25 protein-coding genes and 1 pseudogene are annotated in these 23,117 nt (G+C 59.1%); 19 read left to right on the top strand and 7 right to left on the bottom strand.

What is annotated here, in order from left to right; all coding sequences use genetic code 11:
- Nucleotides 1-7: 7 nt before the first annotated feature.
- On the bottom strand, nt 8-1,420 hold the full coding sequence (locus JWS10_RS11100; protein WP_299507338.1) for an FAD-binding oxidoreductase: 1,413 nt from the start codon (nt 1,418-1,420) through the stop codon (nt 8-10).
- 57 nt (nt 1,421-1,477) lie between these two features.
- Nucleotides 1,478-2,152 carry an arylesterase gene (locus JWS10_RS11095; protein ID WP_299507336.1) on the bottom strand — a complete coding sequence of 225 codons (675 nt, stop codon included), beginning with the start codon at nt 2,150-2,152 and terminating at the stop codon, nt 1,478-1,480.
- Here JWS10_RS11095 and JWS10_RS11090 point away from each other — a divergent pair.
- The 3 genes from JWS10_RS11090 (at nt 2,151) to iolG (ending at nt 6,545) form a co-directional block, all read left to right on the top strand.
- Complete coding sequence (locus tag JWS10_RS11090; RefSeq protein WP_299477033.1) at nt 2,151-2,858, top strand: ATP-binding cassette domain-containing protein; 708 nt, start codon at nt 2,151-2,153, stop codon at nt 2,856-2,858. The genes JWS10_RS11095 and JWS10_RS11090 overlap by 2 nt on opposite strands.
- Nucleotides 2,855-5,365, top strand: coding sequence for an FtsX-like permease family protein (locus tag JWS10_RS11085; RefSeq protein WP_299507333.1), 2,511 nt, complete (start codon nt 2,855-2,857; stop codon nt 5,363-5,365). The genes JWS10_RS11090 and JWS10_RS11085 overlap by 4 nt, the downstream gene beginning before the upstream one ends.
- Before the next feature lie 178 nt (nt 5,366-5,543).
- Nucleotides 5,544-6,545 carry an inositol 2-dehydrogenase gene (gene iolG / locus JWS10_RS11080; RefSeq protein WP_299507331.1) on the top strand — a complete coding sequence of 334 codons (1,002 nt, stop codon included), beginning with the start codon at nt 5,544-5,546 and terminating at the stop codon, nt 6,543-6,545.
- Between the two features lie 212 nt (nt 6,546-6,757).
- Here the strand turns inward: iolG and JWS10_RS11075 are convergent, their stop codons facing one another.
- Nucleotides 6,758-7,114: a helix-turn-helix domain-containing protein gene (locus tag JWS10_RS11075; protein ID WP_299507328.1), complete on the bottom strand. Its 357-nt coding sequence runs from the start codon at nt 7,112-7,114 to the stop codon at nt 6,758-6,760.
- A 116-nt stretch (nt 7,115-7,230) separates the two neighbouring features.
- On the opposite strand from JWS10_RS11075, the gene JWS10_RS11070 reads away from it, so the two are divergent.
- The 3 genes from JWS10_RS11070 (at nt 7,231) to denD (ending at nt 9,512) form a co-directional block, all read left to right on the top strand.
- On the top strand, nt 7,231-7,551 hold the full coding sequence (locus JWS10_RS11070; RefSeq protein WP_299507326.1) for a nuclear transport factor 2 family protein: 321 nt from the start codon (nt 7,231-7,233) through the stop codon (nt 7,549-7,551).
- Nucleotides 7,551-8,333 (top strand): SDR family oxidoreductase, encoded by a 783-nt coding sequence (locus tag JWS10_RS11065; RefSeq protein ID WP_299507324.1) that lies wholly within the window; start codon nt 7,551-7,553, stop codon nt 8,331-8,333. Before JWS10_RS11070 ends, JWS10_RS11065 begins: the two co-directional genes overlap by 1 nt.
- 222 nt (nt 8,334-8,555) lie before the next feature.
- On the top strand, nt 8,556-9,512 hold the full coding sequence (gene denD, locus JWS10_RS11060) for a D-erythronate dehydrogenase (protein WP_299507322.1): 957 nt from the start codon (nt 8,556-8,558) through the stop codon (nt 9,510-9,512).
- Between the two features lie 170 nt (nt 9,513-9,682).
- Here denD and efp read toward each other — a convergent pair whose 3' ends face one another.
- Nucleotides 9,683-10,249 (bottom strand): elongation factor P, encoded by a 567-nt coding sequence (gene efp / locus JWS10_RS11055; RefSeq protein WP_299479158.1) that lies wholly within the window; start codon nt 10,247-10,249, stop codon nt 9,683-9,685.
- Between the two features lie 86 nt (nt 10,250-10,335).
- On the opposite strand from efp, the gene epmA reads away from it, so the two are divergent.
- The 6 genes from epmA (at nt 10,336) to JWS10_RS11025 (ending at nt 14,164) form a co-directional block, all read left to right on the top strand.
- On the top strand, nt 10,336-11,388 hold the full coding sequence (gene epmA / locus JWS10_RS11050; RefSeq protein WP_299507319.1) for an EF-P lysine aminoacylase EpmA: 1,053 nt from the start codon (nt 10,336-10,338) through the stop codon (nt 11,386-11,388).
- A gap of 92 nt (nt 11,389-11,480) precedes the next feature.
- Nucleotides 11,481-12,146 carry a CDP-diacylglycerol--glycerol-3-phosphate 3-phosphatidyltransferase gene (gene pgsA, locus JWS10_RS11045; RefSeq protein WP_299479152.1) on the top strand — a complete coding sequence of 222 codons (666 nt, stop codon included), beginning with the start codon at nt 11,481-11,483 and terminating at the stop codon, nt 12,144-12,146.
- Complete coding sequence (gene moaD / locus JWS10_RS11040; RefSeq protein WP_299479149.1) at nt 12,143-12,391, top strand: molybdopterin converting factor subunit 1; 249 nt, start codon at nt 12,143-12,145, stop codon at nt 12,389-12,391. Before pgsA ends, moaD begins: the two co-directional genes overlap by 4 nt.
- Nucleotide 12,392: 1 nt before the next feature.
- Entirely contained in the window at nt 12,393-12,833 is a 441-nt protein-coding gene (locus JWS10_RS11035) for a molybdenum cofactor biosynthesis protein MoaE (RefSeq protein ID WP_299507317.1), read from the top strand.
- A gap of 83 nt (nt 12,834-12,916) precedes the next feature.
- Entirely contained in the window at nt 12,917-13,618 is a 702-nt protein-coding gene (locus tag JWS10_RS11030) for an SDR family oxidoreductase (RefSeq protein ID WP_299507315.1), read from the top strand.
- A gap of 72 nt (nt 13,619-13,690) precedes the next feature.
- A complete protein-coding gene (locus JWS10_RS11025) occupies nt 13,691-14,164 on the top strand; it encodes a transposase (protein ID WP_299507313.1) in 474 nt (157 codons plus the stop codon).
- 37 nt (nt 14,165-14,201) lie between these two features.
- Here the strand turns inward: JWS10_RS11025 and JWS10_RS11020 are convergent, their stop codons facing one another.
- On the bottom strand, nt 14,202-14,528 hold the full coding sequence (locus JWS10_RS11020) for a zf-TFIIB domain-containing protein (protein ID WP_299479138.1): 327 nt from the start codon (nt 14,526-14,528) through the stop codon (nt 14,202-14,204).
- Between the two features lie 130 nt (nt 14,529-14,658).
- Between JWS10_RS11020 and yghU the strand changes: the two genes are divergently transcribed.
- Both yghU and JWS10_RS11010 read left to right on the top strand, forming a co-directional pair.
- Entirely contained in the window at nt 14,659-15,507 is an 849-nt protein-coding gene (yghU, locus tag JWS10_RS11015) for a glutathione-dependent disulfide-bond oxidoreductase (protein WP_299507311.1), read from the top strand.
- Nucleotides 15,508-15,695: 188 nt separating this feature from the next.
- On the top strand, nt 15,696-16,901 hold the full coding sequence (locus JWS10_RS11010; protein ID WP_299507425.1) for an aminopeptidase P family protein: 1,206 nt from the start codon (nt 15,696-15,698) through the stop codon (nt 16,899-16,901).
- 48 nt (nt 16,902-16,949) lie between these two features.
- Here JWS10_RS11010 and JWS10_RS11005 read toward each other — a convergent pair whose 3' ends face one another.
- A complete protein-coding gene (locus tag JWS10_RS11005) occupies nt 16,950-17,204 on the bottom strand; it encodes a GlsB/YeaQ/YmgE family stress response membrane protein (RefSeq protein ID WP_299478695.1) in 255 nt (84 codons plus the stop codon).
- A 298-nt stretch (nt 17,205-17,502) separates the two neighbouring features.
- Between JWS10_RS11005 and JWS10_RS11000 the strand changes: the two are divergent.
- Nucleotides 17,503-18,156, top strand: a pseudogene (locus JWS10_RS11000) (L,D-transpeptidase); the annotation flags it as partial.
- Between the two features lie 291 nt (nt 18,157-18,447).
- Here JWS10_RS11000 and JWS10_RS10995 read toward each other — a convergent pair.
- The gene (locus JWS10_RS10995; protein WP_299507309.1) at nt 18,448-18,789 is read right to left on the bottom strand and encodes a cupin domain-containing protein; all 342 of its coding nucleotides are present in this window, start codon (nt 18,787-18,789) and stop codon (nt 18,448-18,450) included.
- 173 nt (nt 18,790-18,962) lie between these two features.
- Here JWS10_RS10995 and panB point away from each other — a divergent pair, with 173 nt between their 5' ends.
- The 4 genes from panB (at nt 18,963) to JWS10_RS10975 (ending at nt 23,079) form a co-directional block, all read left to right on the top strand.
- Nucleotides 18,963-19,796, top strand: coding sequence for a 3-methyl-2-oxobutanoate hydroxymethyltransferase (gene panB, locus JWS10_RS10990; protein ID WP_299507307.1), 834 nt, complete (start codon nt 18,963-18,965; stop codon nt 19,794-19,796).
- Nucleotides 19,793-20,632, top strand: coding sequence for a pantoate--beta-alanine ligase (panC, locus tag JWS10_RS10985; protein ID WP_299507306.1), 840 nt, complete (start codon nt 19,793-19,795; stop codon nt 20,630-20,632). The genes panB and panC overlap by 4 nt, the downstream gene beginning before the upstream one ends.
- A 239-nt stretch (nt 20,633-20,871) precedes the next feature.
- Nucleotides 20,872-21,942: a hypothetical protein gene (locus JWS10_RS10980; protein WP_299507304.1), complete on the top strand. Its 1,071-nt coding sequence runs from the start codon at nt 20,872-20,874 to the stop codon at nt 21,940-21,942.
- A 3-nt stretch (nt 21,943-21,945) separates the two neighbouring features.
- Nucleotides 21,946-23,079 (top strand): hypothetical protein, encoded by a 1,134-nt coding sequence (locus JWS10_RS10975; protein WP_299507302.1) that lies wholly within the window; start codon nt 21,946-21,948, stop codon nt 23,077-23,079.
- Nucleotides 23,080-23,117: the final 38 nt, after the last annotated feature.

Raw genomic sequence — 23,117 nt, 5'->3', positions numbered from 1 at the left:
TTACAGATCAAACTGCAGGTATAACCTTGCCCGGATTCATCCGCCCATCCGGGTCCAGCGCCGCCTTCACGCGGCGCATCACGTCCAAGGCCACCGGGTCTTTCCGCCGCCGCATTGAGGCCAGCTTCGACAACCCCACGCCATGCTCTGCCGAGAAACTGCCGCCCAACGCCTGCACTTCATCTTCCACGGCCTCCACAACGCGGTCATACAACGCAGCACTATCGTCCGTGCTGAACACCGTGAAGTGGATATTGCCGTCGCCGAGATGCGCCACCGACAACGTCTCCGCCCCCGGATCGAGACTGGGCAGCCGCGCATGGATACGCTCAAAGAACGTAGCCACCGCATCGATCGGCAGGCAAATGTCCGTGTCAATCGTCGGCTGCCGCGCCACGGTGATTTCTGCCGCCAGCTCACGACGTTGCCACATTGTACGGCGCTGCGCCTCGGATGCTGCGATCTCAGCATCGAGGATCAGCCCCTCGGCGAGCATGACCTCTAGCACGTCTTGTAGCATCGCAGCCAAGGGCAAAACCCCATCTGCATCCGCCGCCGCATCCGCAGGCCGCGTGCTGCCAAGTTCCACCAGAATGTTCACCGCCTGCCTTGGAGAGAACGGCTGGCGAATGTCTGGCCGTGCTTCAGCCAAGCGCCGCATGTAGGTTTCCGGCATGTATTCAAACGCTTCCACCAAGCCGCCCGAGACAACCTGCAAGCGGTTCAGCAGCTTCAACGCGTCCGGCAATGATCGTGCCGAAAGCGTCGCGGTCGCATAAGCGCGCGGTCTTGGAACGAGTTTCATCACTGCCGCCGTGATCACCCCCAGCGTGCCCTCGGCCCCGATGAAAAGGTTTTTCAGATCGTAGCCCGAGTTATCCTTGTGCAACTGGCTCATCAGGTTCAGGACGCGGCCATCCGGCAATACAACTTCCAACCCCAGACACAACGCCCGCGTAGAGCCATAACGCAACACGTTTGACCCGCCGGCATTGGTCGAAAGCACGCCGCCGATCATCGCCGATCCCCGCGCGCCAAACCACAGCGGGAAGTACAGCCCCTCGGCCTCTGCAGCCTCGTGCAGACGGTCCAGCACCACGCCAGCCTCGACAATCGCAATCCGCGCGCCTGCCTTCACCTCCCGAATACGGTTCAAACGCTCCACCGACAGCATCAAACCGCCGTCGGTCATATGACCGCCAACCAGCCCGGTGCGTCCCGACACCGGCACCACTGCCACACCATGCTGCGCAGCAATATGCATCACCTGCACCACCTCGGCCGTCGATCCCGGGCGCACCGCAGCGATCGGATTAGACGTGTAATGCGTCGTCCAATCCGAGCGATACCGCTCCAGATCGGTGCCGATGATTACATGGGCGGCGCCAAGCGCGGCCGTTAAGTCAGTGAGAAGTGTCATGCGCAACTCCGGCAATTTCGCCGCAGTTTCACTGAAGCGAGGCCGGGCGCAAGCGGATTAGGGCGTGACCCGCGCCAGCAACTCCTGCACCTTCGGCCCCACCGCCTCCAAAATCTTCGCCACACCCTTGGCATTTGGATGAATGCCATCGGCCTGCATATATTCCGGGTCCAGCAATCGGGTTTGCTGATTGATCACCGGAAAGAAATAGTTCTCGGCCAGTAGCGCGCCATATTTTGTCGCCAGATCAGGATACATCGCATCGAAATTGGTTTTAAAAGCCTCGCCATAATTCCCCGGCGCGCGCAAAGACACCAACAACACCGGCAACCCGCGCGCCTGAACCTTGGCCAAAATCGCATCCAGATTGGCGCGGCTGGTGGCCGGATCAATCCCGCGCAGCATGTCATTACCACCCAAATTTACGATCACCGCATCGACTTCGGGCGTCAGCGACCAATCGGTGCGCGACAGCCCGCCCGCCGTGGTATCCCCCGACACCCCAGCGTTCAAAATCTGCACATCCGTGCCCTTCGCCGCAAGCCATGCCTGTAATTGAGGCACAAAGCCCTGATCGGTTGGCAATCCATAGCCTGCCGTCAGGCTATCGCCCAGGGCCAGCACGGTCGTTTCGGCATATACCGGAGAAACCAGCAGAATTATCGCCGCCGTGACATTGCGGAACGCGCGCAGCGGCGCATATGTCAAGCGAGGCAGTAGAGAGTAAGACATGACTGAAACCGTTCTAGCGTTGCAAGACGCGTGGCTGACCTTGGCTGGCAATGCAGGCGCGGTCGATATTCTGAAAGGCATAACGCTCAGCGTAGCCCGTGGCGAGAGCCTTGGGCTGGTTGGCCCGTCGGGGTCGGGCAAATCTTCGTTACTGATGCTGATGGGTGGGCTGGAGCGGGTCACGAAGGGCCGGGTTGAGGCTTTGGGCCAAGACATCACCGGCCTTGATGAAGACGGCCTTTCGAAGTTTCGGCGTGGCCGGATGGGCGTGGTGTTCCAATCGTTCCACCTGATCCCGACGATGACTGCGCTGGAGAATGTCGCGCTGCCGATGGAAATCGCCGGACACGCCGACGCCTACACCCGCGCCCGCGACGAACTTGATGCAGTCGGTCTGTCGACTCGGATGCAGCATTATCCGGCGCAGCTTTCCGGCGGTGAGCAGCAACGTGTGGCGCTTGCCCGTGCCGCAGCCCCGCGCCCTGCGATCCTGCTTGCCGATGAGCCGACCGGTAATCTCGACAGCGTCAACGGTGCCGCGATCATGGATTTGATCTTTGACCTGCGCGACCGCCACGGCGCGACGCTGGTATTGGTCACACATGCCCCAGAACTCGCCGCCCGCTGTAGCCGCATAGTGCGCTTGGTTGATGGCCGCATCTCCGACCACACCGCCGCCGACCGCATCGCCGGGGCTGTCGCATGAGCCTAAAACTTGCGGCACGCATCGCGCGCGCAGAACTACGCGGCGGCCTGCGCGGCTTCTGGGTGTTTCTCGCCTGCCTTGCGCTCGGTGTCGCCGCTATTGCGGGCGTAGGCATGGTGCGTTCCGCGATTGAGGCGGGGTTGACCGATCAAGGAGCGGTCCTGCTCGGCGGTGATGCGCAGGTTGAGTTCACCTACCGCTTCGCCACCCCGGAAGAACGCGCTTTTCTCGATCAGATCGCTGCGAAAACCTCCGAGATTGTCGATTTCCGCTCAATGGTCGTCGCGGGCGATGCGCATGTGCTGACCCAAGTGAAGGCGGTGGACGATAACTATCCGCTGCTCGGCTCCGTGCAGTTGGAAACCGGCGAACTCGCCACCGCCCTTTCCACCACCGATCTGCCCGGGGCTGTGATGGACGGCATCTTAGCCGACCAGATCGGCTTGGCGTTAGGCGACCGTTTCAAACTGGGCGAGCAAGAGTTCATCCTGCAAGGCCGCATCCTGCGCGAACCAGACAGCGCCACCGGCGGTTTCGCCTTAGCCCCCCGCACCATCGTGAAAACCAAAGCCCTTGCGCAATCCGGGCTGCTGGAACCCGGCACATTGTTCGACTCGTCATACCGCCTTCTGCTGCCCACAAACGCCGATCTCGCCGCTCTGCAAACCGAAGCCGAAACAAAATTCCGCAACTCCGGCCTGCGGTGGAGCGACAGCCGCAAAGCCGCACCCGGCGTCGCCCGGTTTGTCGAACGCATCGGCGCGTTCCTGATCCTCGTCGGACTCGCAGGGTTGGCCGTCGGTGGCGTAGGTGTCGCCGCCGCGGTCCGATCCTACCTCGAGTCCAAGATAGCCACCATCGCCACCCTTCGTACGCTCGGCGCAACCGGCGGCCTGATCTTCCAAACCTACCTCATCCAGATCGCCGTCCTCGTCACCCTAGGCGTCGCCCTCGGCCTAACCTTGGGCATCGCCACCCCCCTAGCCTTCGCCGAACAAATCCAATCCGCCCTGCCATTCCCTGCCCAAATCGCCCTCTGCCCTCGCCCCATAATCGAAGCCGCATTCTACGGCGTAACCTCCGCCTTCCTGTTCGCGCTCTGGCCGCTCGCCCGCAGCGAGCAAGTCCGCGCCGCTGCCCTCTATCGTGGCGGCCTATCCGGCGGCTGGCCCCGCGCCCGTTATGCCCTAGCCATGCTCGCCCTCGCAGCCTTGCTGATCGGTGGCGCCGTCGGGCTATCCGGCACCCGAAACCTAGCTCTCGGCACCGCAGGCGGCGTCTTCGCAGCCCTCGTCGTCCTCGCCGCAACCGCTTGGGCGCTGGTCCGCCTCGCGCGCCGCGCCGCCCGCCTAACCGCACTCCGAGGCAAAGTCGCACTCCGCGCCGCCCTAGCCTCTATCGGAGCACCCCGCGCTGAGACCATGCAAGTTGTCCTCGCCCTTGGCTTGGGCCTCACCGTCCTCGCCGCCGTCGGCCAAATCGACGCCAACCTGCGCGCCGCGATCTCCCGCGACTTGCCCACCCGCGCCCCATCTTTCTTTTTCGTTGATATCCAACCCGACCAAATCGACGACTTCCGCAGTATCCTCGCCGCCAACCCCGCCGTCAGCAAAGTCGAGTCCGCCCCCATGCTGCGCGGCATCATCACCCAGATCAACGGCCAAGACGCCCGCACAGTCGCAGGCGATCACTGGGTGCTCGCAGGCGACCGCGGCATCACCTATGCCGCCGCCCAGCCCGCCGCTACCAAACTGACCGCAGGCACATGGTGGCCCGCCTACTACCAAGGCCCGCCGCAAATCTCCTTCGCCGCCGAGGAGGCCGAGGAGCTTGGCCTCAAACTCTGCGACCAACTCACCATCAACATCCTCGGCCGCGACATCTTAGCAACCATCACCAGCTTCCGCGTGGTCGATTTCTCCAACGCAGGCATCGGTTTCGTCCTCACCCTCGACCCCGATGCCGTCGCAGGCGCACCCCATACTGACATCGCCACCGTCTACGCCGACCCCGGTGCCGAGGCCGCGATCCTGCGCGAAATAGCCACCGCTTTCCCCAACATCACCGCGATTGGCGTCAAAGCTGCTATCGGTCGCGTCACCGAAGCCCTCACCGCCATCGCAAAAGCCACCACCATCGCCGCCATGGCCACGCTCCTGACAGGCTTCGTCGTGCTGATCGGCGCAGCCGCCTCGGGTGAGCGCGCCCGCATCTATGAAGCTGCCGTGTTGAAAGTCTTAGGCGCCTCGCGCGCCCGCATCCTGCTCAGCTTCGCCCTCCGAGCCGCGATGATGGGAGCCGCCGCTGGCATTGTCGCCATCATCGCTGGCGGCTTGGCGGGCTGGGTGGTGATGCGCTTCGTGATGGACAGCCCCTATGCGTTTGAGCCCGGCTCGGCCCTCGCCATCGTGCTTGGCGGCATTGCAGCCACCTTGCTTGCCAGCTTAGTCTTCGTGCTACGCCCACTCTCCACCCGCCCGGCACAGGTTTTACGCTCTCATGAATAAAACAATAGAATATACGTTCTAAATCGACGCCTGCTTCCTGCTAAAAGTCTTGCCGAATTCTGCCGAGAGTCCGCCCCGCCTTGCCGATTCTCCACAAAATCGGATTGATCTTGGCCCAAAATGGAATATCAGTTCCGCAACTGCAAGCCCGCCGGGATTGCCGCAAGTGGAGGATGACATGACAGTAAAATTCGGGCTTTTGGGCGCAGGCCGCATCGGTAAGGTCCATGCCAAAGCGGTGACGGGCGATGCAGGCGCACAACTCGTCGCTGTGGCCGATGCTTTCCCGGCAGCGGCGCAGGCGATTGCTGATCAATACGGTTGCGAAGTCCGCTCGGTTGAGGCGATCTTGGCGTCAAAAGACATCGACGCAGTGGTGATTTGCACCCCGACCGACACCCACTCCGACCTGATCGAACAATTCGTCAAAGCGGGCAAAGCGGTGTTCTGCGAAAAGCCCATCGACCTTTCACTCGCCCGCGTCAAAGCCTGCCTCGAAGTCGTGCGCGCCCACAAAGGCACCCTGATGGTCGGCTTCAACCGTCGCTTCGATCCGCATTTCAGAGCCGTCCGCGCAGAAATTGATAAGGGAACCATTGGCACGCCTGAGATGGTCGTGATCACCTCGCGCGATCCCGGCCCGCCGCCGATTGACTATATCAAACGCTCCGGCGGCATCTTCCGCGACATGACCATCCACGATTTCGACATGGCCCGCTTTCTGTTAGGTGAAGAAATCACCGAAGTTGTCGCCACCGCCGCCGTTCTGGTCGATCCCGAAATCGGCAAGGCTGGCGATTTTGATTCTGTTCAAGTCATGCTGAAAACCAAATCCGGTCGCCAAGCGATGATCTCGAACTCGCGCCGCGCCACCTACGGCTACGATCAGCGCATCGAAGTCCACGGCTCGCTCGGTGCGGTTAGCGCCGAAAACCAGCGCCCGGTTTCGATCGAAGTCGCCACCGCCGCAGGCTACACCCGCCCGCCGCTGCACGACTTCTTTATGACCCGCTACACCGAAGCCTACGCCGCCGAAATCGCCACCTTAATCGCGGCTTTGGGTGGTAAGGGTAAAGCTGAACCATCAGGCGAAGACGGCCTGATCGCTCTCGCACTGGCCGAAGCAGCAGTAAAGTCCGTGGCCGAGGGCCGCGTGGTGAAAATGTCAGAAATCATCTAACTTTAAAACAACTACCAAAGCGCGGCAGGGGCAACTCTGCCGCGCTTTGCATTTCACATTGGCCCAAATATCCCCGCCGGAGGCATCCGACATTTGCCGCAGGAAGCCTCCGGTGAGAGTATTGATCCAAGATAAACGACCAGAGTCCGCGCAATTCTATCAAAGATCGCAGGAATTCTCGACGGGCTAAACTTTGACGGATCAGTCCACTCCTAACGCGGCACGAAGTGCTCTAAACCCAAGCTGACCTCATCCGGCGCATTGCCCGCCCATTGCAGCAACGCATCCAGCGCCGGACACAACGATTGCCCCCACGCCGTCAGGCCATACTCCACCTTCGGCGGCACCTGATGATGCACCAGCCGCGTGACGATGCCGTCAGCTTCCATCTGCCGCAACTGCTGGATCAACATCTTTTGTGAGATCGCCGGAATCGCCCGCTCAAGATCAGAAAACCGCAACAGCTTGCCGCCGAACAGCTTGAACAGGATCACCAGCTTCCAGCGACCCTCTAACATGCGGATCACCGTCTCGACGCCTACGGCGGCGGAAACTGGTTCCGACTCCAATGGCTTACCTTCAGGTAAGTACCCAACTTTTTCGTGTGTTCTTTCCATAATGTCTAGCTAATGCGATATCTCGGTCATTGCAACAGATGCGTCATGCCCGACGCGAAGGAAGCCCAATGATCGCACTCCCCACCGCTCTTGCCACCTACTTTGCTGCCAGCGCCGACAGCACGCGCCAGCCTTTTGACACCTGCTTTGCCGCCGATGCCATCGTGCACGATGAAGCCAAAATCCACCACGGACTGGCCGAAATCAAAGCTTGGCACATCGCCTCAAATGCCCCGGTGCAGGCGACCCGCATGTTATCGATCCGCGAAGACCGCGGCAAAACCATCGTAACGGCCGAGGTTTCCGGCAGCTTCAAAGGCAGCCCGGTGACGCTCGATTTCGGCTTCACGCTCAAATCAGGGCTGATCGCAGAATTGGAGATTCACTAATGTCTGGATGGATTGATCTGAATGGCCAACGCGCATTGGTGACGGGCGGCAGCAAAGGCGTTGGGCAAGCGGTTGTAGCAGCCTTGCTGGCTGCGGGGGCGAAAGTGATAACCAGCGCGCGCACAAAGCCGGATGATCTGCCCGCCGATGTCGTCTTTTGCACTGCCGACCTGATGACCGCCGAGGGCTGCGCCCTGCTTGCCAAAAGGGCGCTGGAAAGCATGGGCGGCGTCGATATTCTGGTCAACGTGGTGGGCGGTTCTGCCGCGCCGGGTGGCGGTTTTGCGGTGCTGGACGACGATCTGTGGATGCGCGAAATCAACCAAAACCTGATGGCAGCGGTGCGGTTGGATCGGGCGTTGGTCCCGGGAATGGTGGCGCAAGGGGCCGGGGTGGTGATCCATGTCACCTCAATCCAACATCAACTACCGCTGCCCGAATCCACGATCGCTTATGCCGCAGCCAAAGGCGCTCTCGCGACCTACAGCAAGGCGCTGTCGAAAGAGGTGACACCGAAAGGCGTCCGCGTCGTGCGCGTATCGCCGGGATGGGTGGAAACCGAGGCTTCTGTGGCGCTGGCCGAACGCTTGGCATTTCGAGCTGGCACCGATTACGCGGGCGGCAAAAAGATTATCATGGACAGTCTGGGCGGCATCCCTCTAGGACGCCCCGCCAAGCCGCAAGAAGTGGCCGACCTGATCGCCTTCCTCGTCTCACCCCGCGCAGCGTCGATCACTGGTACTGAATACGTCATTGATGGCGGCACAGTGCCGACGGTTTAATCGGCTCGCAACTCAACGACTGGAACGCTAGATGCGAGCGGCGATAAGGTTGCCCGCGCGCTGCTCTGCGTGTGTTATGGTAAATCAAGCCTGAATCGGCACCCGTAACCCATTGATAAGTCATAAAAGGCACCCGTGCCCACGTGTGGACACCAGTTTTTGCAGACGAAGCTTTGTGGCTTGGGCGGGCTATGCTTTAGTGTGGCGAAACGGGAGGGTTTCATGCGGGTTTTGATCACGGGTGCGGCGGGAATGATTGGCCGCAAGCTGACGGCAGCATTGCTGGCGCGAGGGCAGGTGCAGGGCAGGGCGATCAGCCAGCTGATCTTGCATGATATCGTAGCGGCGGAGGTGGAAGCTCCGCATTTAGCGCTGGTGGGGGACCTAGCGGCTGAGGGAGCGGCAAAAGGTTTGATCGCGCACCGGCCTGATGTGATTTTTCATTTGGCGGGGGTGGTGTCGGGTGAGGCTGAGGCGAATTTCGATCTGGGCTACGCGGTGAATGTCGATGGCACGCGGGCGTTGTTTGAGGCTATTCGGATGGCGGATTATGCGCCTCGACTGGTCTATGCCTCAACCATGGCGGTGTTTGGTGGGCCGTTCCCGGAGGAAATACCCGATGATTTCGCACCGACGCCGCACTCGTCTTATGGCGTGCAAAAGCTGATCGGTGAGGCGCTGCTGTCAGACTATTCGCGGCGCAGATTTTTCGATGGCATCGGGTTGCGTTTGCCAACAATCTGCGTGCGCCCCGGCAAAGCCAATCGGGCGGCGTCCAGTTTCTTTTCAAGCATCATCCGCGAACCACTGAATGGCTTGCCGGCCGCCGTGCCGGTGGCGCTGGATTGGCTGCACACCATGGCCAGCCCGCGCGCGGCGGTGGGATTTTTTCTTCACGCGGCGGAGTTGGATTTGGCGGCGGTGGGGTTGCGGCGCAATCTGACTTTGCCGGGGGTAGCCGTGACGGTAGGCGAGCAGATTGAGGCTTTGAAGCGCGCGGCGGGGGCTGATGTGGCGGCGCTGATCCGCGATGTGCCTGACCCGGCAGTTTGGGCGATCGTGCAGAATTGGCCGCGGCGGTTTGCTGCAACGCGGGCGAAGGCGTTGGGGTTTCGGGCCGAGGATAGTTTTGATGATATTGTGCAGGCGTATATTGAGGATGATTTGCGCAAGAGATGAGAAAGGGTTGCTGCAAGCCGGAGGGTAGCCTCCGGAAACAGAATATTTAGGCTAATACTAAAGCGCGTTGCCGCCGTCTGCGTGAGCGGCTGGATTTTGTCAGACGGTTGGGCGATGCGCATGAAAAAGCCCGCCGCGCGGGATGCGGGCGGGCCTGCAAAGCGGTCGGCTTAGTCTTGGACGCGACCGTAGTACGAATAATCCTCGGTGTTGATCACAATGCGCGCGCCGGGGCCGATATGTGGCGGCACCATGACGCGGACGCCGTTGGTGCAGATCGCGGGCTTGTACGACGACGAGGCTGTTTGGCCTTTTACCACAGGCTCGGTCTCGGCAATCTCAACATTGACGCGCTGCGGCAGTTCGAGCGCGATTGCAACGCCGTCATAGGTTTTCAGGTAAACCTTCAGGCCATCGGTCAGGAACGCCTTGTCGTCGCCAACCACGTCGGGATGCACGGCGAATTGTTCGTAGGTGGTAGGCTCCATGAAATGAAAGCCTTCGCCGTCTTCATAAAGGAAGTCGTATTCGCGGTCATCGACGTTGGCCTTTTCAACCATTTCCGTGGTGCGCCAACGCTCGGCGACTTTGACGCCATCCGAAATCCGGCGCATGTCTACGCTGGTGGTAGGCGTGCCTTTGCCGGGGTGGAAATTTTCGGCCTTGAGGACGGCATAAAGTTTGCCGTCCATTTCGACGACATTGCCTTTGCGCAGGCTGGAGGCGATGACTTTCACGTCAGATTCCTTGTTCTTGGGCGGCCCCAAGGGTAAGGGGGCCGCATATCGGGCAGGCTGTAGCCCATTTGATCGGAAATCTCCAGATGAAAGCCAAAAATATGGATCAGCCGTGGTGGACACCAGCGCGGCATGCCGATCGGCGCCAGATTTTGCTTGCGCGTAATCGGATTCAGGCGGCGATGCGGGTCTGGCTGGCGGAGCGCGAGTTTATCGAGGTCGACCCCTCGGCGCTGGCGATCTCGCCGGGCAATGAGGCGCATCTGCACGGATTTATGACGGAAGCTATCGGCAATGACGGCGTGGGGCGGGCAATGTATCTGCACACGTCGCCTGAATTTGCGATGAAGAAGTTGTTGGCGGCGGGAGAGCGGCGGATCGCAGCTTTCGCGCATGTCTACCGCAACCGAGAGCGCGGGGCGCTGCATTCGCCAGAGTTTACCATGTTGGAGTGGTATCGGGTCGGTGAGAGCTATGAAGTGCTGATGGCCGACGCGGTGGCATTTTGTCGGTTGGCGGCTAAGGTGGCGGGATCAGCAACGCTGCGGTTTCGCGGTAAGGTTTGCGATCCTTTTGCGGAACCCGAGCGGTTGTCGGTAGCAGACGCATTCTCACGCTATGCTGGGGTGGACTTGCTGGCCTCCATCAGACCGGATGGTGAGCCGGACGCTGTGGTGCTGGCCGCAGAGTTGACGCGGATCGGGCTGCGGGTGGCTGCGGATGATACGTGGCCGGATATGCTAAGCCGCGTGTTGGGAGAGTTGGTCGAGCCGCATCTTGGTATGGGCCGTATCACCATTTTGGATGAATACCCCAGCGCCGAGGCGGCTTTGGCGCGCAAGCACCCCGGTGATGCCCGCGTGGCGGAGCGGTTCGAGGTCTATGCCTGCGGGGTAGAACTCGCCAATGGTTTTGGTGAGTTGACCAACCCCGATGAACAGCGCCGTCGCTTTCACCTAGAGATGGATGAGAAGGCGCGGGTTTATGGCGAGCGGTATCCGCTCGACGAAGATTTCCTGCAGGCATTGGCGATTATGCCTGCGTCCAGCGGAATTGCGATGGGGTTTGACCGCGTGGTGATGCTCGCGACGGGGGCACCAAGAATTGATGATGCGATCTGGGCTCCGGTGCCGGAATGAGGGATTGCAATGCCGTTATGGCGTAGGTTTCGCCCACTTAGGTCAGAATTGCAGCTTCCCCCCGAGGGGCGACTTGGGCTACGACTTCATTTATGAAATGGTCGATCCCAAACACACTTACTGTTATGCGCCTGTTCGCGGCCCCCGGTGTGGCGCTGATGTTCCTGTATTTCCAGCGACCTTGGGCGGATTGGTTCGCGCTAACGCTGTTTGTCGGCGCCGCAATCACAGATTGGTTTGATGGTTACCTTGCGCGGCTATGGAAGCAAGAGAGTAAGTTCGGCACTATGCTGGACCCGATTGCCGACAAGGCGATGGTGGTGATCGCGATCATGGTGCTGACCGGTTATTCCGGCATGAACGCTTGGCTGATCCTGCCTGCCACGGTGATCTTGTTCCGCGAAGTTTTCGTATCGGGCCTCCGGGAGTTTTTGGGCGCGAAGGCCGGGCTTTTGAAGGTCACCAAGTTGGCAAAGTGGAAAACCACAGCGCAAATGGTGGCGATTGCGGTTTTGTTTTTGGGCACCGGGTTGGAATACCTCAACGGTGTCGCGATGCAGGGCATGACGCCTGCGCAATATGCTGACGCGGTATCGCAAGGTTTGGCTGACCCTATCCGGGCCTGTGGCAAGCGCGATTGTGCCAGTCTTGCCGGCGACGTCGGGCTGGTGCTGATGTGGGTTGCCGCGCTGCTGACTGCGATGACGGGGCTTGATTATTTCCGCAAAGCGCTGCCGTTCTTGCGAGAAGACAAATGATCGACGTGCTGTATTTCGCTTGGGTGCGCGAGCGGATCGGTGTTCCGCGCGAAAAGCTGGATACGCAGGCGGCTACGGTGATGGATTTGATCGCCGAGTTGAAGGCACGCGAAGAACGTTACGCGTGGGCATTCGGTGACCTTGCCTCGTTGAGAGTGGCGCTGGATCAGGAACTGTCTAGCTTTGACGCGCCCTTGGCCGGGGTGCGCGAGGTTGCGTTCTTTCCTCCGATGACGGGTGGTTGAGATGCAGGTGACGGTTCAAGCCGAGCCGTTTGATCTGGGCGCGCTTTCGAACGCCTTTGCGGCGCAGGTCGGTGGGGCGGGGGCGGTTGTCACCTTCACCGGATTGGTGCGCGACAATGGCGGCACATTGGCGGCTATGGAGATTGAGCATTATCCGGGGATGACCGAAAAGGCGATTTCGGGCATGGTCGAGCAAGCCATGCTGCGCTGGTCATTGATCGATGCTTTGGTGGTGCACCGGCACGGCCTTTTGGCGGGCGGAGAGGCGATTATGATGGTCGCGACTGCCGCGCGGCACCGGGCCGAAGCTTTTGCTGCAGCTGAGTTTTTGATGGATTACCTGAAATCACGCGCGCCTTTCTGGAAGAAAGAGCTGTCGACGGATGGTGCTGAATGGGTTGCGGCCCGGGATGAGGACGAAGCGGCGCTCAATCGCTGGTAGCCCCAACACTACGCCAGACAAATGCGGGTGGTGTTTGGCATGGGAGCGTGTCAGCTTCCGGCCAATCATAGATGGAGGCGAAAATGCAAAAGGTTGCGGTGATTGCAGCGGGCGGCTCTGGCATGGGAGCGGCAGCGGCACGGCGTTTGGCGGCTGATGGCTTTGCGGTGGCGATCTTGTCTTCGTCCGGCAAGGGTGAGGCTTTGGCTGCCGAATTTGGCGGCGTCGGAGTCACGGGATCGAATCAGAACAACGATGATGTGAAGCGCCTGATTGACGCCACGATGGCGAAGTTTGGCCGCATTGACGTGCTGGTGAACTCGGCCGGGCATGGGCCACGGGCGGCGCTTTTGGACATCACGGATGAGGGCTGGCATCAGGGCATCGACATTTATTTTCTGTCCGCTGTGCGCCCGATCCGGTTGGTGACTCCGATTTTTGAAGCGCAGGGCACGGGTGGCTCGATCATCAACATCACGACATTTGCGACTTTTGAACCCGATCCGGCATTTCCGACCAGTGGTGTAGCGCGTGTCGGTTTGTCTGCCTTTACAAAGCTTTACGCTGACAAATACGCACCGCAAGGCATTCGCATTAACAACCTTTTGCCGGGTTTTATCAACTCGTTGCCAGAGAAGGAAGAATTCCGCGCGCGGATTCCAATGGGCCGTTATGGCCGCGTAGAAGAGATCGCGGGTACCGTCAGCTTTTTGGCCTCGGATGCAGCGGGCTATATCACTGGGCAGAATCTGCGAGTGGATGGCGGGATCACGCGGTCCGTTTAAAACTGACGTATCTGACCTTGAGGCACGGACGCGGTAACGCAATCTTAACCAGTGATATGGCAGGCTGGCTGCATGACATATCACAGCCATCCTCCCGCCGTAGAAGCCATCTACTTCACCGTAGCCCTCAGTCGCGCGGGGGACGATTTGCTGGTGCTGGAAGTGGAGCGCCTGCGCCAAGCCGTACGGGTGACGCGGACAGAGCGGCCATTTGAAATTGCGGCTTGGGTGGTCATGCCTGATCATTTACATGCGATTTGGACCCTGCCCGTCGGGGATATTGACGTCGTGGGCCGCTGGAGGCTGATCAAAGCGCGGTTTTCCGCAAGTTTGCCGCTTTCGGCTCGAACAGCCCGTGGTAGTCAAACGTCGCAGGGCGTTTGGCAACGCGGTTTTTGGCAGCACCGAATTAGCGATGCTGCCGACATGGCGCTGCATATGCGCAGTTGCCAGATGGACCCGGTTCGCCATGGTCTGGTCGATACGCCAGAGGCTTGGCCGTATTCATCCTTCCGCAATTCCGCAGCACTTCAGCTCGCGGAATAACGTGACCCTGCCCGAATCGCCTCAGAAGGCGCGGAAATTAAAAGTCGAACAGGTCGCTCAAAAAGCCTTCGCGGCGTTTTTTCTTGCCGCGATAGCGGTCGTCATCGTCGTCATGATCATAACGCCGACGCTCGTCGTCTCGCGGCACTTGGCGCTGCGGTTCTGGCTGGTAAACTGGGGCGGCATCGCGGGGCGCTGGCTCACGCCGTACTGGGGCTGCCTCGGGGGCCGCGGCTGCGCGGTCGATGATCTTGTCTAACTCGCCTCGATCCAGCCACACACCTCGGCATTTCGGGCAATAGTCTATCTCGACGCCGCTACGATCGGCCATCACCAAAGTCTCACCGTCCACAGGACACTGCATGCATCTCTCCATTGTTGTGCACATTTGAGATGGGGGCTGTGGTTTTTTGTGCAAGCGCGGGGCATTGCCGCAAGGCGGAATTATGCTTACCTTCGGCTCCCCGGGGCAAGTCGCCCCAAAAGGATTTGCGATGACGACCTCACCATATGTTCCGCCGAAGGTCTGGACTTGGGACGCTGCCAACGGCGGTCAGTTCGCCAATATCAACCGCCCGATTGCTGGGCCGACGCATGAAAAAGAACTGTCGCGTGGCAAACACGGTTTCCAGCTTTACTCGTTGGCGACGCCGAACGGCCAAAAAGTCTCCATCATGTTTGAAGAGTTGTTGGCGGCGGGTCATGCTGCCGAATATGATGCTTGGCTGATCAATATCAGCAAGGGCGACCAGTTTGGGTCGGGCTTTGTCGGGGTCAATCCGAACTCAAAAATCCCTGCCTTGCTAGACTTGACCGGGCCCGAACCTGTGCGTTTGTTCGAATCCGGTTCGATGTTGGTGCATTTGGCGGATAAGTTTGGTGCGTTTCTGCCCGCCAGCGGTGCGGCGCGGACAGAGGTGTTGAACTGGCTGTTCTGGCAAATGGGTTCGGCTCCGTTTGTGGGCGGCGGCTTTGGCCATTTCTACGCCTATGCACCTGAAAAGTTTGAATATCCGATCAACCGCTATGCGATGGAAACAAAGCGCCAGCTTGATGTGCTGGATGGCCAGCTGGCTGAGAGTGCCTATGTGGCCGGCTCGGAATATTCTATCGCTGACATGGCGATTTGGCCTTGGTATGGCGGCTTGGTGCTTGGTCGCGCCTATAATGCAGCCGAATTTCTGGATGTGACAAGCTATAAACACCTGATGGCTTGGGCTGAGAAGATTGATGCGCGGCCGGGCGTAAAACGCGGGCGGATCGTCAACAAAAATTGGGGTGATGAAGCCGAGCAAGTGCCGGAGCGGCATAGCGCCGAGGATTTTGCTGGCAAAGCCGTTTAAGCCAAACCGAACTCCGCAGGCTTGCCAAGCAAGCCTGCGGGACATAGTCTGGGGGCCGAGCCGTGGTGATGGCGTCACCACAGGGGGAAAGCCCCATCGCTTGCGGGGAAACCTGCTTTCGTCCTGCACGCCGGGACCTTTCGGGGTTCCGGGACGCAGATCTCAGACCCCAAACATGAGGTCTGATGATGACGGAACGTCCAGAGCAATATCGTTTTCACCAAGGCGACCGGGTTTTGCCGTTTGCCGCCGAAGAATATGAGGCGCGACTCGCCGGATTACGCGATCTGATGGAGGTGCATGGGGTTGATGCCTGCGTGTTCACTTCGATGCATAACATCGCCTATTATTCGGGGTTTCTCTATTGCTCGTTTGGCCGCCCGTATGGGCTGGTTGTTACGCCGACGCAGAATGTGACCATTTCGGCGGGGATTGATGCGGGTCAGCCATGGCGGCGTTCGTACGGGGACAACATCACTTATACGGATTGGCAGCGTGACAATTACTGGCGCGCTATTTTGTCGGTGACGGGGGAAGGCCGCGCGATTGGCTGCGAGGCCGATCATCTGACTCTGGTGCAATCGGAAAAGCTGAGCCATTTCCTTAAGCCCAAGCGCGGTATTGATATTTCGCGCGGCACGATGGAGCAGCGGATGATGAAATCGCGAGCCGAGCTGGATCTGATCCGGCAAGGCGCTGGGGTGGCGGATGTCGGCGGCTTTGCCATCCGTGAGGCTGTGCGCGCGGGCGCACGTGAGATTGACATCGCCATGGCGGGCCGGGATGCGATGGAACTTGAGATCGCCAAGCGGTTTCCCGACGCAGAATTCCGCGACACTTGGGTATGGTTCCAATCCGGCATCAACACCGATGGCGCGCATAACCCGGTGACCAGCCGCAAGCTGAAAAGCGGTGACATTCTTAGCCTGAACACATTCCCGATGATTTCAGGCTATTACACCGCCTTGGAACGCACGATGTTTGTGAAAGAAGTTGATCCTGCCAGCCTGCGGATCTGGGAAATCAACATCGCCGCCCATGAGTTGGGGATGAGCCTGCTAAAACCGGGGGCATCCTGCGCTGAGGTGACGGCCAAGTTGAACACCTTCTTTGAAGAACATCAGGTGCTGCAATATCGCACCTTTGGCTACGGCCACTCGTTCGGCGTGCTCAGCCATTATTATGGTCGCGAGGCGGGGTTGGAGTTGCGCGAAGACATCGACACGGTGCTGGAGCCCGGCATGGTGATCAGCATGGAGCCGATGTTGACGATCCCTGCGGGACAACCGGGTGCTGGCGGTTACCGCGAGCATGATATTCTTTTCATCACTGAAGACGGCAATGAGGATATTACCAAATTTCCCTACGGACCCCCCTTTAACGTCGTTGGATAAAAGGAAAGGGCCGGAAGAATACTCCCGGCCCTTTTGATCGATGGCCGTTTAAGCGCGTTTGACCAGCTTGATCACGAACAGCAAGATCACTGCACCGATGGTTGCGTGAACGATTGCGGCGAGGATGCCACCACCGAAGCCGAGGCCGACACGTGGCAGAATTGCGCTGGCGATGAACGCACCGACGATGCCAATCACGATATTGCCAAGTATGCCATAACCGAAGCCCGACACGATTTGTCCCGCAAGCCAGCCTGCAACGGCACCAATCAGCAAAGCGATCAACAGACTTTCAAGTCCCATGTTCTTTTCCTTTATAAGCCATCGCAATGCGCGAGGTGCGCGCACAGGATAACTTATTCTCGGCAAATGCTATGGGGAATGTTTGAGAAATGATTCCCAGTCAAACGCACATCGGCGCTCGAAAATTGCCTTCGGTCGCGAAAGAATCAGCGCGCATTGGCAGATTCACCGGGTTTTCCATTTTCAATCATTTCGCGGGGCTTGACGGAATGCAAACAGCAGGCTCTAGGTGCAAAGATAATTTTCCTCACAGCCGAGTCTCTGCCCCGTGAACAGCTATATTATTCGCCTCATTGGCGTGTTGTCGCTCAGCGCGCTTGCCGCCTGTGGGACTCCGCAAACCCAAAACTCATCCCCAAGGGTTGTACCCGGCTACGAGGGTGTAGAGGACGAGGGTTTCTATATTGAGCCTGTCGCTGCCGAACTGCTGTCGGCTGATCGTGCGCGCGCCGAGGTAGATTATGCAGCAGATGATGCGCCGGGCACCATTGTGATAGATACGTTTGCCCGCAAGCTTTATCTGGTGCAGGAAAACGGCCGTGCAATGCGGTACGCGATTGCCGTTGGGCGTGAAGGGTTGTCATTTCGTGGCTCGGGCGTGATAGGGCGTAAAGCCAAATGGCCATCGTGGCAGCCAACTGCCAACATGATCCGCACTCGGCCTGACCTTTACGCAGAATATGCGGGTGGCCGCGCTGGCGGTCTTGATAATCCCCTGGGTGCGCGGGCGATGTATCTGTATCGCGGCGGTCGCGACTCGATGTTCCGTATTCACGGTACGATTCAGAATGAGACGATTGGTCATGCAACCTCGGCAGGCTGCATACGCCTGTTCAACCAAGACGCGATTGATCTTTATGATCGGATCGACCTCGGCACACGGGTTAAAGTACGTTCGCTTGAAGAGAGCCTTGCGATCGAAGGCCCCTATATGGACGATGCCTGGGGGCGCGCTGTGCCGGAAACGCCTGAAAACATCGCCCGCAAGCCACGCGATGCGCAAATGCTGGTTGATCAAGAAGCGGCCCAAGCCGAAGCCGCAATGAAGCAAGCTGAGTTGGATGCCAAAGAGGCTGCCAAGGCTGAGAAAAAGCGGCTTTCAACCTGCAAACGTAAAGGCATTGATGCAGCCGATTGTCCGGCCTTGCCAGAACTTGCTTTGGCTGACGGTTCAACAAGCAACGGCTGAGTTTACCGGCACGATTAATAGCAATAGACCCCGCGCGATGCGGGGTCTATTGCTTTAGCCCTTGATTACATAGTCTTTTAGCGTGGTTTCCAGCACTGTCCACGTGCCGAAATAGCCGGGTCGAATGATAAAGCTGTCACCAGCCTTCAACTCGGTTGTCGCTCCCGCGTCGTCGGTCAACACGGAATGGCCGGAATGGATGAAGACGTATTCCCACTCGACATAGTTGATCGTCCACTTACCCGGGGTTGATTGCCACAGCCCGCAATAAAGCCCGTCACGATCTTCGATGTTCCATGTGGTATGCACCGGATCGCCTTCAATGACGCGCGATGGATCGGGGCGGGTGGTTTCAGCCGGGATGCCCTCGCGGGTTACACGTTCAATGTTCGACATCAGCGCCTCGAAGTTGGAGTCCAAACGTATGGGTTTAGGTTTCGAGTAGCATAGCACCTTCAAGATGCTGCGCCGTCAAGCCGGTTTGCCGCTGCGATGCGGCGTATAATCTTGCCGTCCCCGATGGCTTGTGCCCATATGATTGGCACAAATGTATTCGCGGAGCCGATCAGATGAGTGCAACCTCCCCCGTTCGCCCAGTGCTACCGCCCGATATTCGAGCCCGCAAAGGCCAAGGGCCGCTGGTGGTTTTGACGGCTTACACCACGCCGGTGGCGCGGTTGGTGGACGCGCATTGCGATATGGCTCTGGTCGGTGATTCGGTGGGAATGGTGTTGCATGGCATGCCGAGCACAATCGGCGTGACGATGGAGATGATGATTCTACATGGCCGCTCGGTGGTGCGGGGGCTGCAAAAAGCGATGGCGGTCATCGACATGCCGTTTGGCAGCTACGAGGAAAGCCCGCAGCAAGCTTATCGCAATGCTGCCCGCTTAATTGTCGAGACCGGTGCGCCCTGCGTCAAGCTGGAGGGCGGCGCGCATATGGCGGAAACCATCGCATTCCTAACGCAGCGGGGGATTCCCGTGCAGGCGCATATCGGCCTTACGCCGCAATCGGTGAACACTTTGGGCGGCTACAAAGTGGTGGGCCGCGAGGGCGAGGCCAATGGGGTGATGGAGGATGCGCTGGCGGTTGAAGAAGCCGGCGCGTTCTCTGTCGTATTGGAAAAAGTGCCGATGGGGTTGGCTGCACGGATCACCCAACGACTGACCATTCCGACGATTGGCATCGGTGCGGGGGCGGCCTGCGATGGGCAGGTGCTGGTGGTCGATGACATGCTTGGATTTTTCACCGATTTCCGGCCGAAATTTGTCAAACGCTATGCGGATCTGGGGATGTTGGCCTCGGAAGCGATTGCAGAATATGCCGCCGAAGTGCGCGCGGGGACGTTTCCGGATGAAGAACATTCATTTGCAGATGTGCTGAAGGGCAAGCAGCCTTGACGCAAATTGTTCGGAAGATCGCCGAGCTGCGCATCTTGGTGCGGGCTTGGAAGGCGGCTGGCGAAGTGATCGGAGTGGTGCCAACGATGGGCGCGCTGCACGACGGTCATCTGTCACTGGCCCGTGCCGCGAAGGCGGAATGCCAGCGGGTGATTGTGACGATTTTCGTCAATCCCAAGCAGTTCAACAACCCGGATGATCTGAAGCAGTATCCCCGCACCGAAGAAGCCGACGCGGCCTTGCTGCAGACCGTCGGCGTCGATGTGATCTTTACCCCGGTGCCGGACGAGGTTTATCCCGCGGGCTTCACCTCAACCGTTTCGGTCGGCGGTGTGTCTGAACCGTTGGAAGGCCGGATGCGCCCGGGGCATTTTGACGGTGTGGCGACCGTGGTCACAAAACTTTTTGGCATGACGATGGCCGACAGGGGCTATTTTGGCCAAAAAGATTGGCAGCAGTTGCAGGTCGTCTTGCGGCTGGTGCGCGACTTGAATTTGCCGATTACGATCGTTGGCTGCGAGACCATCCGAGAGACGGATGGGCTTGCGATGTCTTCACGCAATAATCGCCTGACGCCGGAGGGCCGCGCGATTGCGGGCGTGCTCTATGTCGCGATCACAGCGGCGGCAGAGGATATCCGCGCTGGGCAGTCTGACCGAATGGCGATACGCGAGGCGGCCGAAAAGCTAAGACACGCGGGGTTTGATCGGGTGGAATATATCGAACTGCGCGATGCCGAGACGTTGATGCCCTCGGATGACCCTCAACGGCCGCGTCGCATGCTGGCGGCAGCTTGGTTGGACGGTGTGCGGTTGATCGACAACATTCCGGTATAGCGCGCCGGGGCGCTGCGATGCCGCGCCCAACCGATTATTGGTCGAATGCGGAGCAGATACTGCCTCAACCCAATAAGCTCTTGGCGACGGGCCGTGACTGCGGCAAGGTTAGCATGATCGGTCATCGGGGCACGGTGCTGCGCTAGAGCGCGTGGAGCAATGCGAATTCCCCGGCCGAAGTGATGTATCTAGATTTAACATGCCTATATCATGGCACGACATTCATAACGGAGGGTTCGATGGCGGATTTCGACACGCAGATCAAGGAAAGCCAAGCACAGGTTGCGGCGGCGCAGGCGAAGATTTCCGCGATCACTGGGCGGATCGAAGAAGCGCGCTCCAAGCTGGACGCAGGAACCTCGGTAGATATCGAAAACGCCTCGCTTGAGGATGTCCACAAACACACCGACCTGATGAACGCTAATATCGCCGAGCTTATCATGGGCCTCGATGATGTGACGGCGGGGTTTTCAAAAGATTTCGATGAAATGCGCTCGAAGACTGGGATGGAAAGCTTCATCGGGATGTTTTCCAACGCCAAATCGGAATCGATGCGGCAAGAACGGATGCGGACGGCGTCAATCGACAGCAAGTTGCAGGATTTGATTTCCAAGTCCGACATCATCGTCCGGTTGCTGCAGGGTCAGTTGGACATGCTGAACGCGCAGAAGGCCACGGTCGACGCGAACCTTGGCGCGACTCTGACCGAACGTGAAGCCACTGTGATGGCGCTGGAAGCCGTGCGCGCAGAGGTTGGCGCGATGGACCCGAAGATTATCGAGCTTGAGAACAAGATTTCCGTCGAGCAAGACGCCAGCGCGCGCACCAAGCTGGAAACCGAACTTGCCACACTGAACGGACGCTACAATGCGCTGGTGCAGGACGAACAGGTGCAACTGGCCAAATCGCAGACGTTGGAACGCTACATTGAAAAAGGTAAAACTTGGGTCGATAGTTTGACCAATCAGGCCGCCACGCAGCTGGTTTTGATCAATAAATTGCAAACGGACACCAAGCAGCGGGTGGTTTTGTACGATGCTTTGAGCGCTAGCTTGAAGACCGCTCAGCAGCAGGATGTCGCCCACCGTATCAACGAGATTGGCGTGAAAACCGACCAAGAGGCGCAGGTGGCGATGGCCGCCATTGGGGCTGCGACCAATCAGAAAATGGCGGATATGCTGGAGGCGCATGAGGGGCACATGGTGTTCGCTCGCGAGGTGCTAGAACAAAAAGCCAAGGCGGATGAACGTTTCGCGCGGCGGTTCGCGAAGATCGTCGAGAAGCACGACAAGAACGCATACGGGGAATAAGCGGTGGCCGAAACGGTCAAAGATCAGCTGACAACTGACCACCAAGAACTTTACGACACGCTCACGGCGCGGCGTTATTTTGCCAAGTTTGAGCGGATCACCCGCCATTTGATCAAGGTGGCGGGTGAGGTGGAGGCTGAGGGCCGTTTGACTCGCACCGAGGCCCGGGTTTTGGGGCGGTATTTGTCGGCGCTGACCGGCACCTTCAAGGCGCTGAACTACAAGTATCTGATGACGGGGCGGGCTGAAGGCTCGCCGCGGCTGACGTTTGATCGCCACGACTCCGGTTTTCCGGTGGCGCAAGAATTGATGATGATGGCGCTGGACGCGGCGCAGGTTCAAAAGCACTTGGGCGGCATGGCGTCGGAAACTGAGCTGAAGGATCGCATGGTGCGCCAGATCGTGCGGGATCTGACCGTGCCGATCCAGTTGCAATTCGCGCTAAGCCAGCGGCTTTATTATGAATCCCTTGCCGTCGGTGGCATCTTCTGGCCACGCAATGATCCCGATTGCCAATGGATCGAAGATGTCCGCCGCAGCGGCGAGGAGCGCAAGCATTTCTTGGTCCATTGGGCGGTATATGACACCCAAGCCAACTTGCCCGCCGTCTATCTGATGGATGTCGAAGACAGCGGAAAAAAGCCCCTGCCAAATGATGACCGCCGCTGGCCGATGGCGCAGGCGCATCTGATCGCGCAGTCGGCTTTGGGTCTTAAATTGCTGACCATCGCTCAGGGGTTCGACAAAGATTTCAGTGGCTTGCACCCGAAACGTCTGCGGCGGATTACAATTGGCCCGATGCACAGCCATGATTTCACCCTACAGTCCGGCCCGATTGCACAGGTTCTCGCAGATGCCAACGCGCCTGACGGCGACGATTGGGCGCTGGTATGGACGGTGGAAGACCTGATTTCTGACCGCGAAGAAGAGGTCAAAGAGGGTTGGTTTTCCAGTGCCGAACGTCAGGTCTACAAGTTGGACGCTTTCGCACCTGACAGCGGCGCGACGAAGATTGATCGCATGGTGATCCTGCCCGAGCGGCCCTACCAAGTGCTCGCAGACCTTGATCCGCTCGGCTTTCGCGAACTGCGCAAATTCGTGGTGGGTGAAGGTGATCGCATTTTGCCCGTGCGGTAGGCTTGCGTAAACGATTGAAAAGAACCGATTGGAAACAA

This window comes from Cypionkella sp. (assembly GCF_028290025.1).
GTDB lineage: Bacteria > Pseudomonadota > Alphaproteobacteria > Rhodobacterales > Rhodobacteraceae > Cypionkella.
The sequence above is the reverse complement of the archived record's forward strand: the minus strand, read 5'-3'. Positions and strand labels throughout refer to the sequence as shown.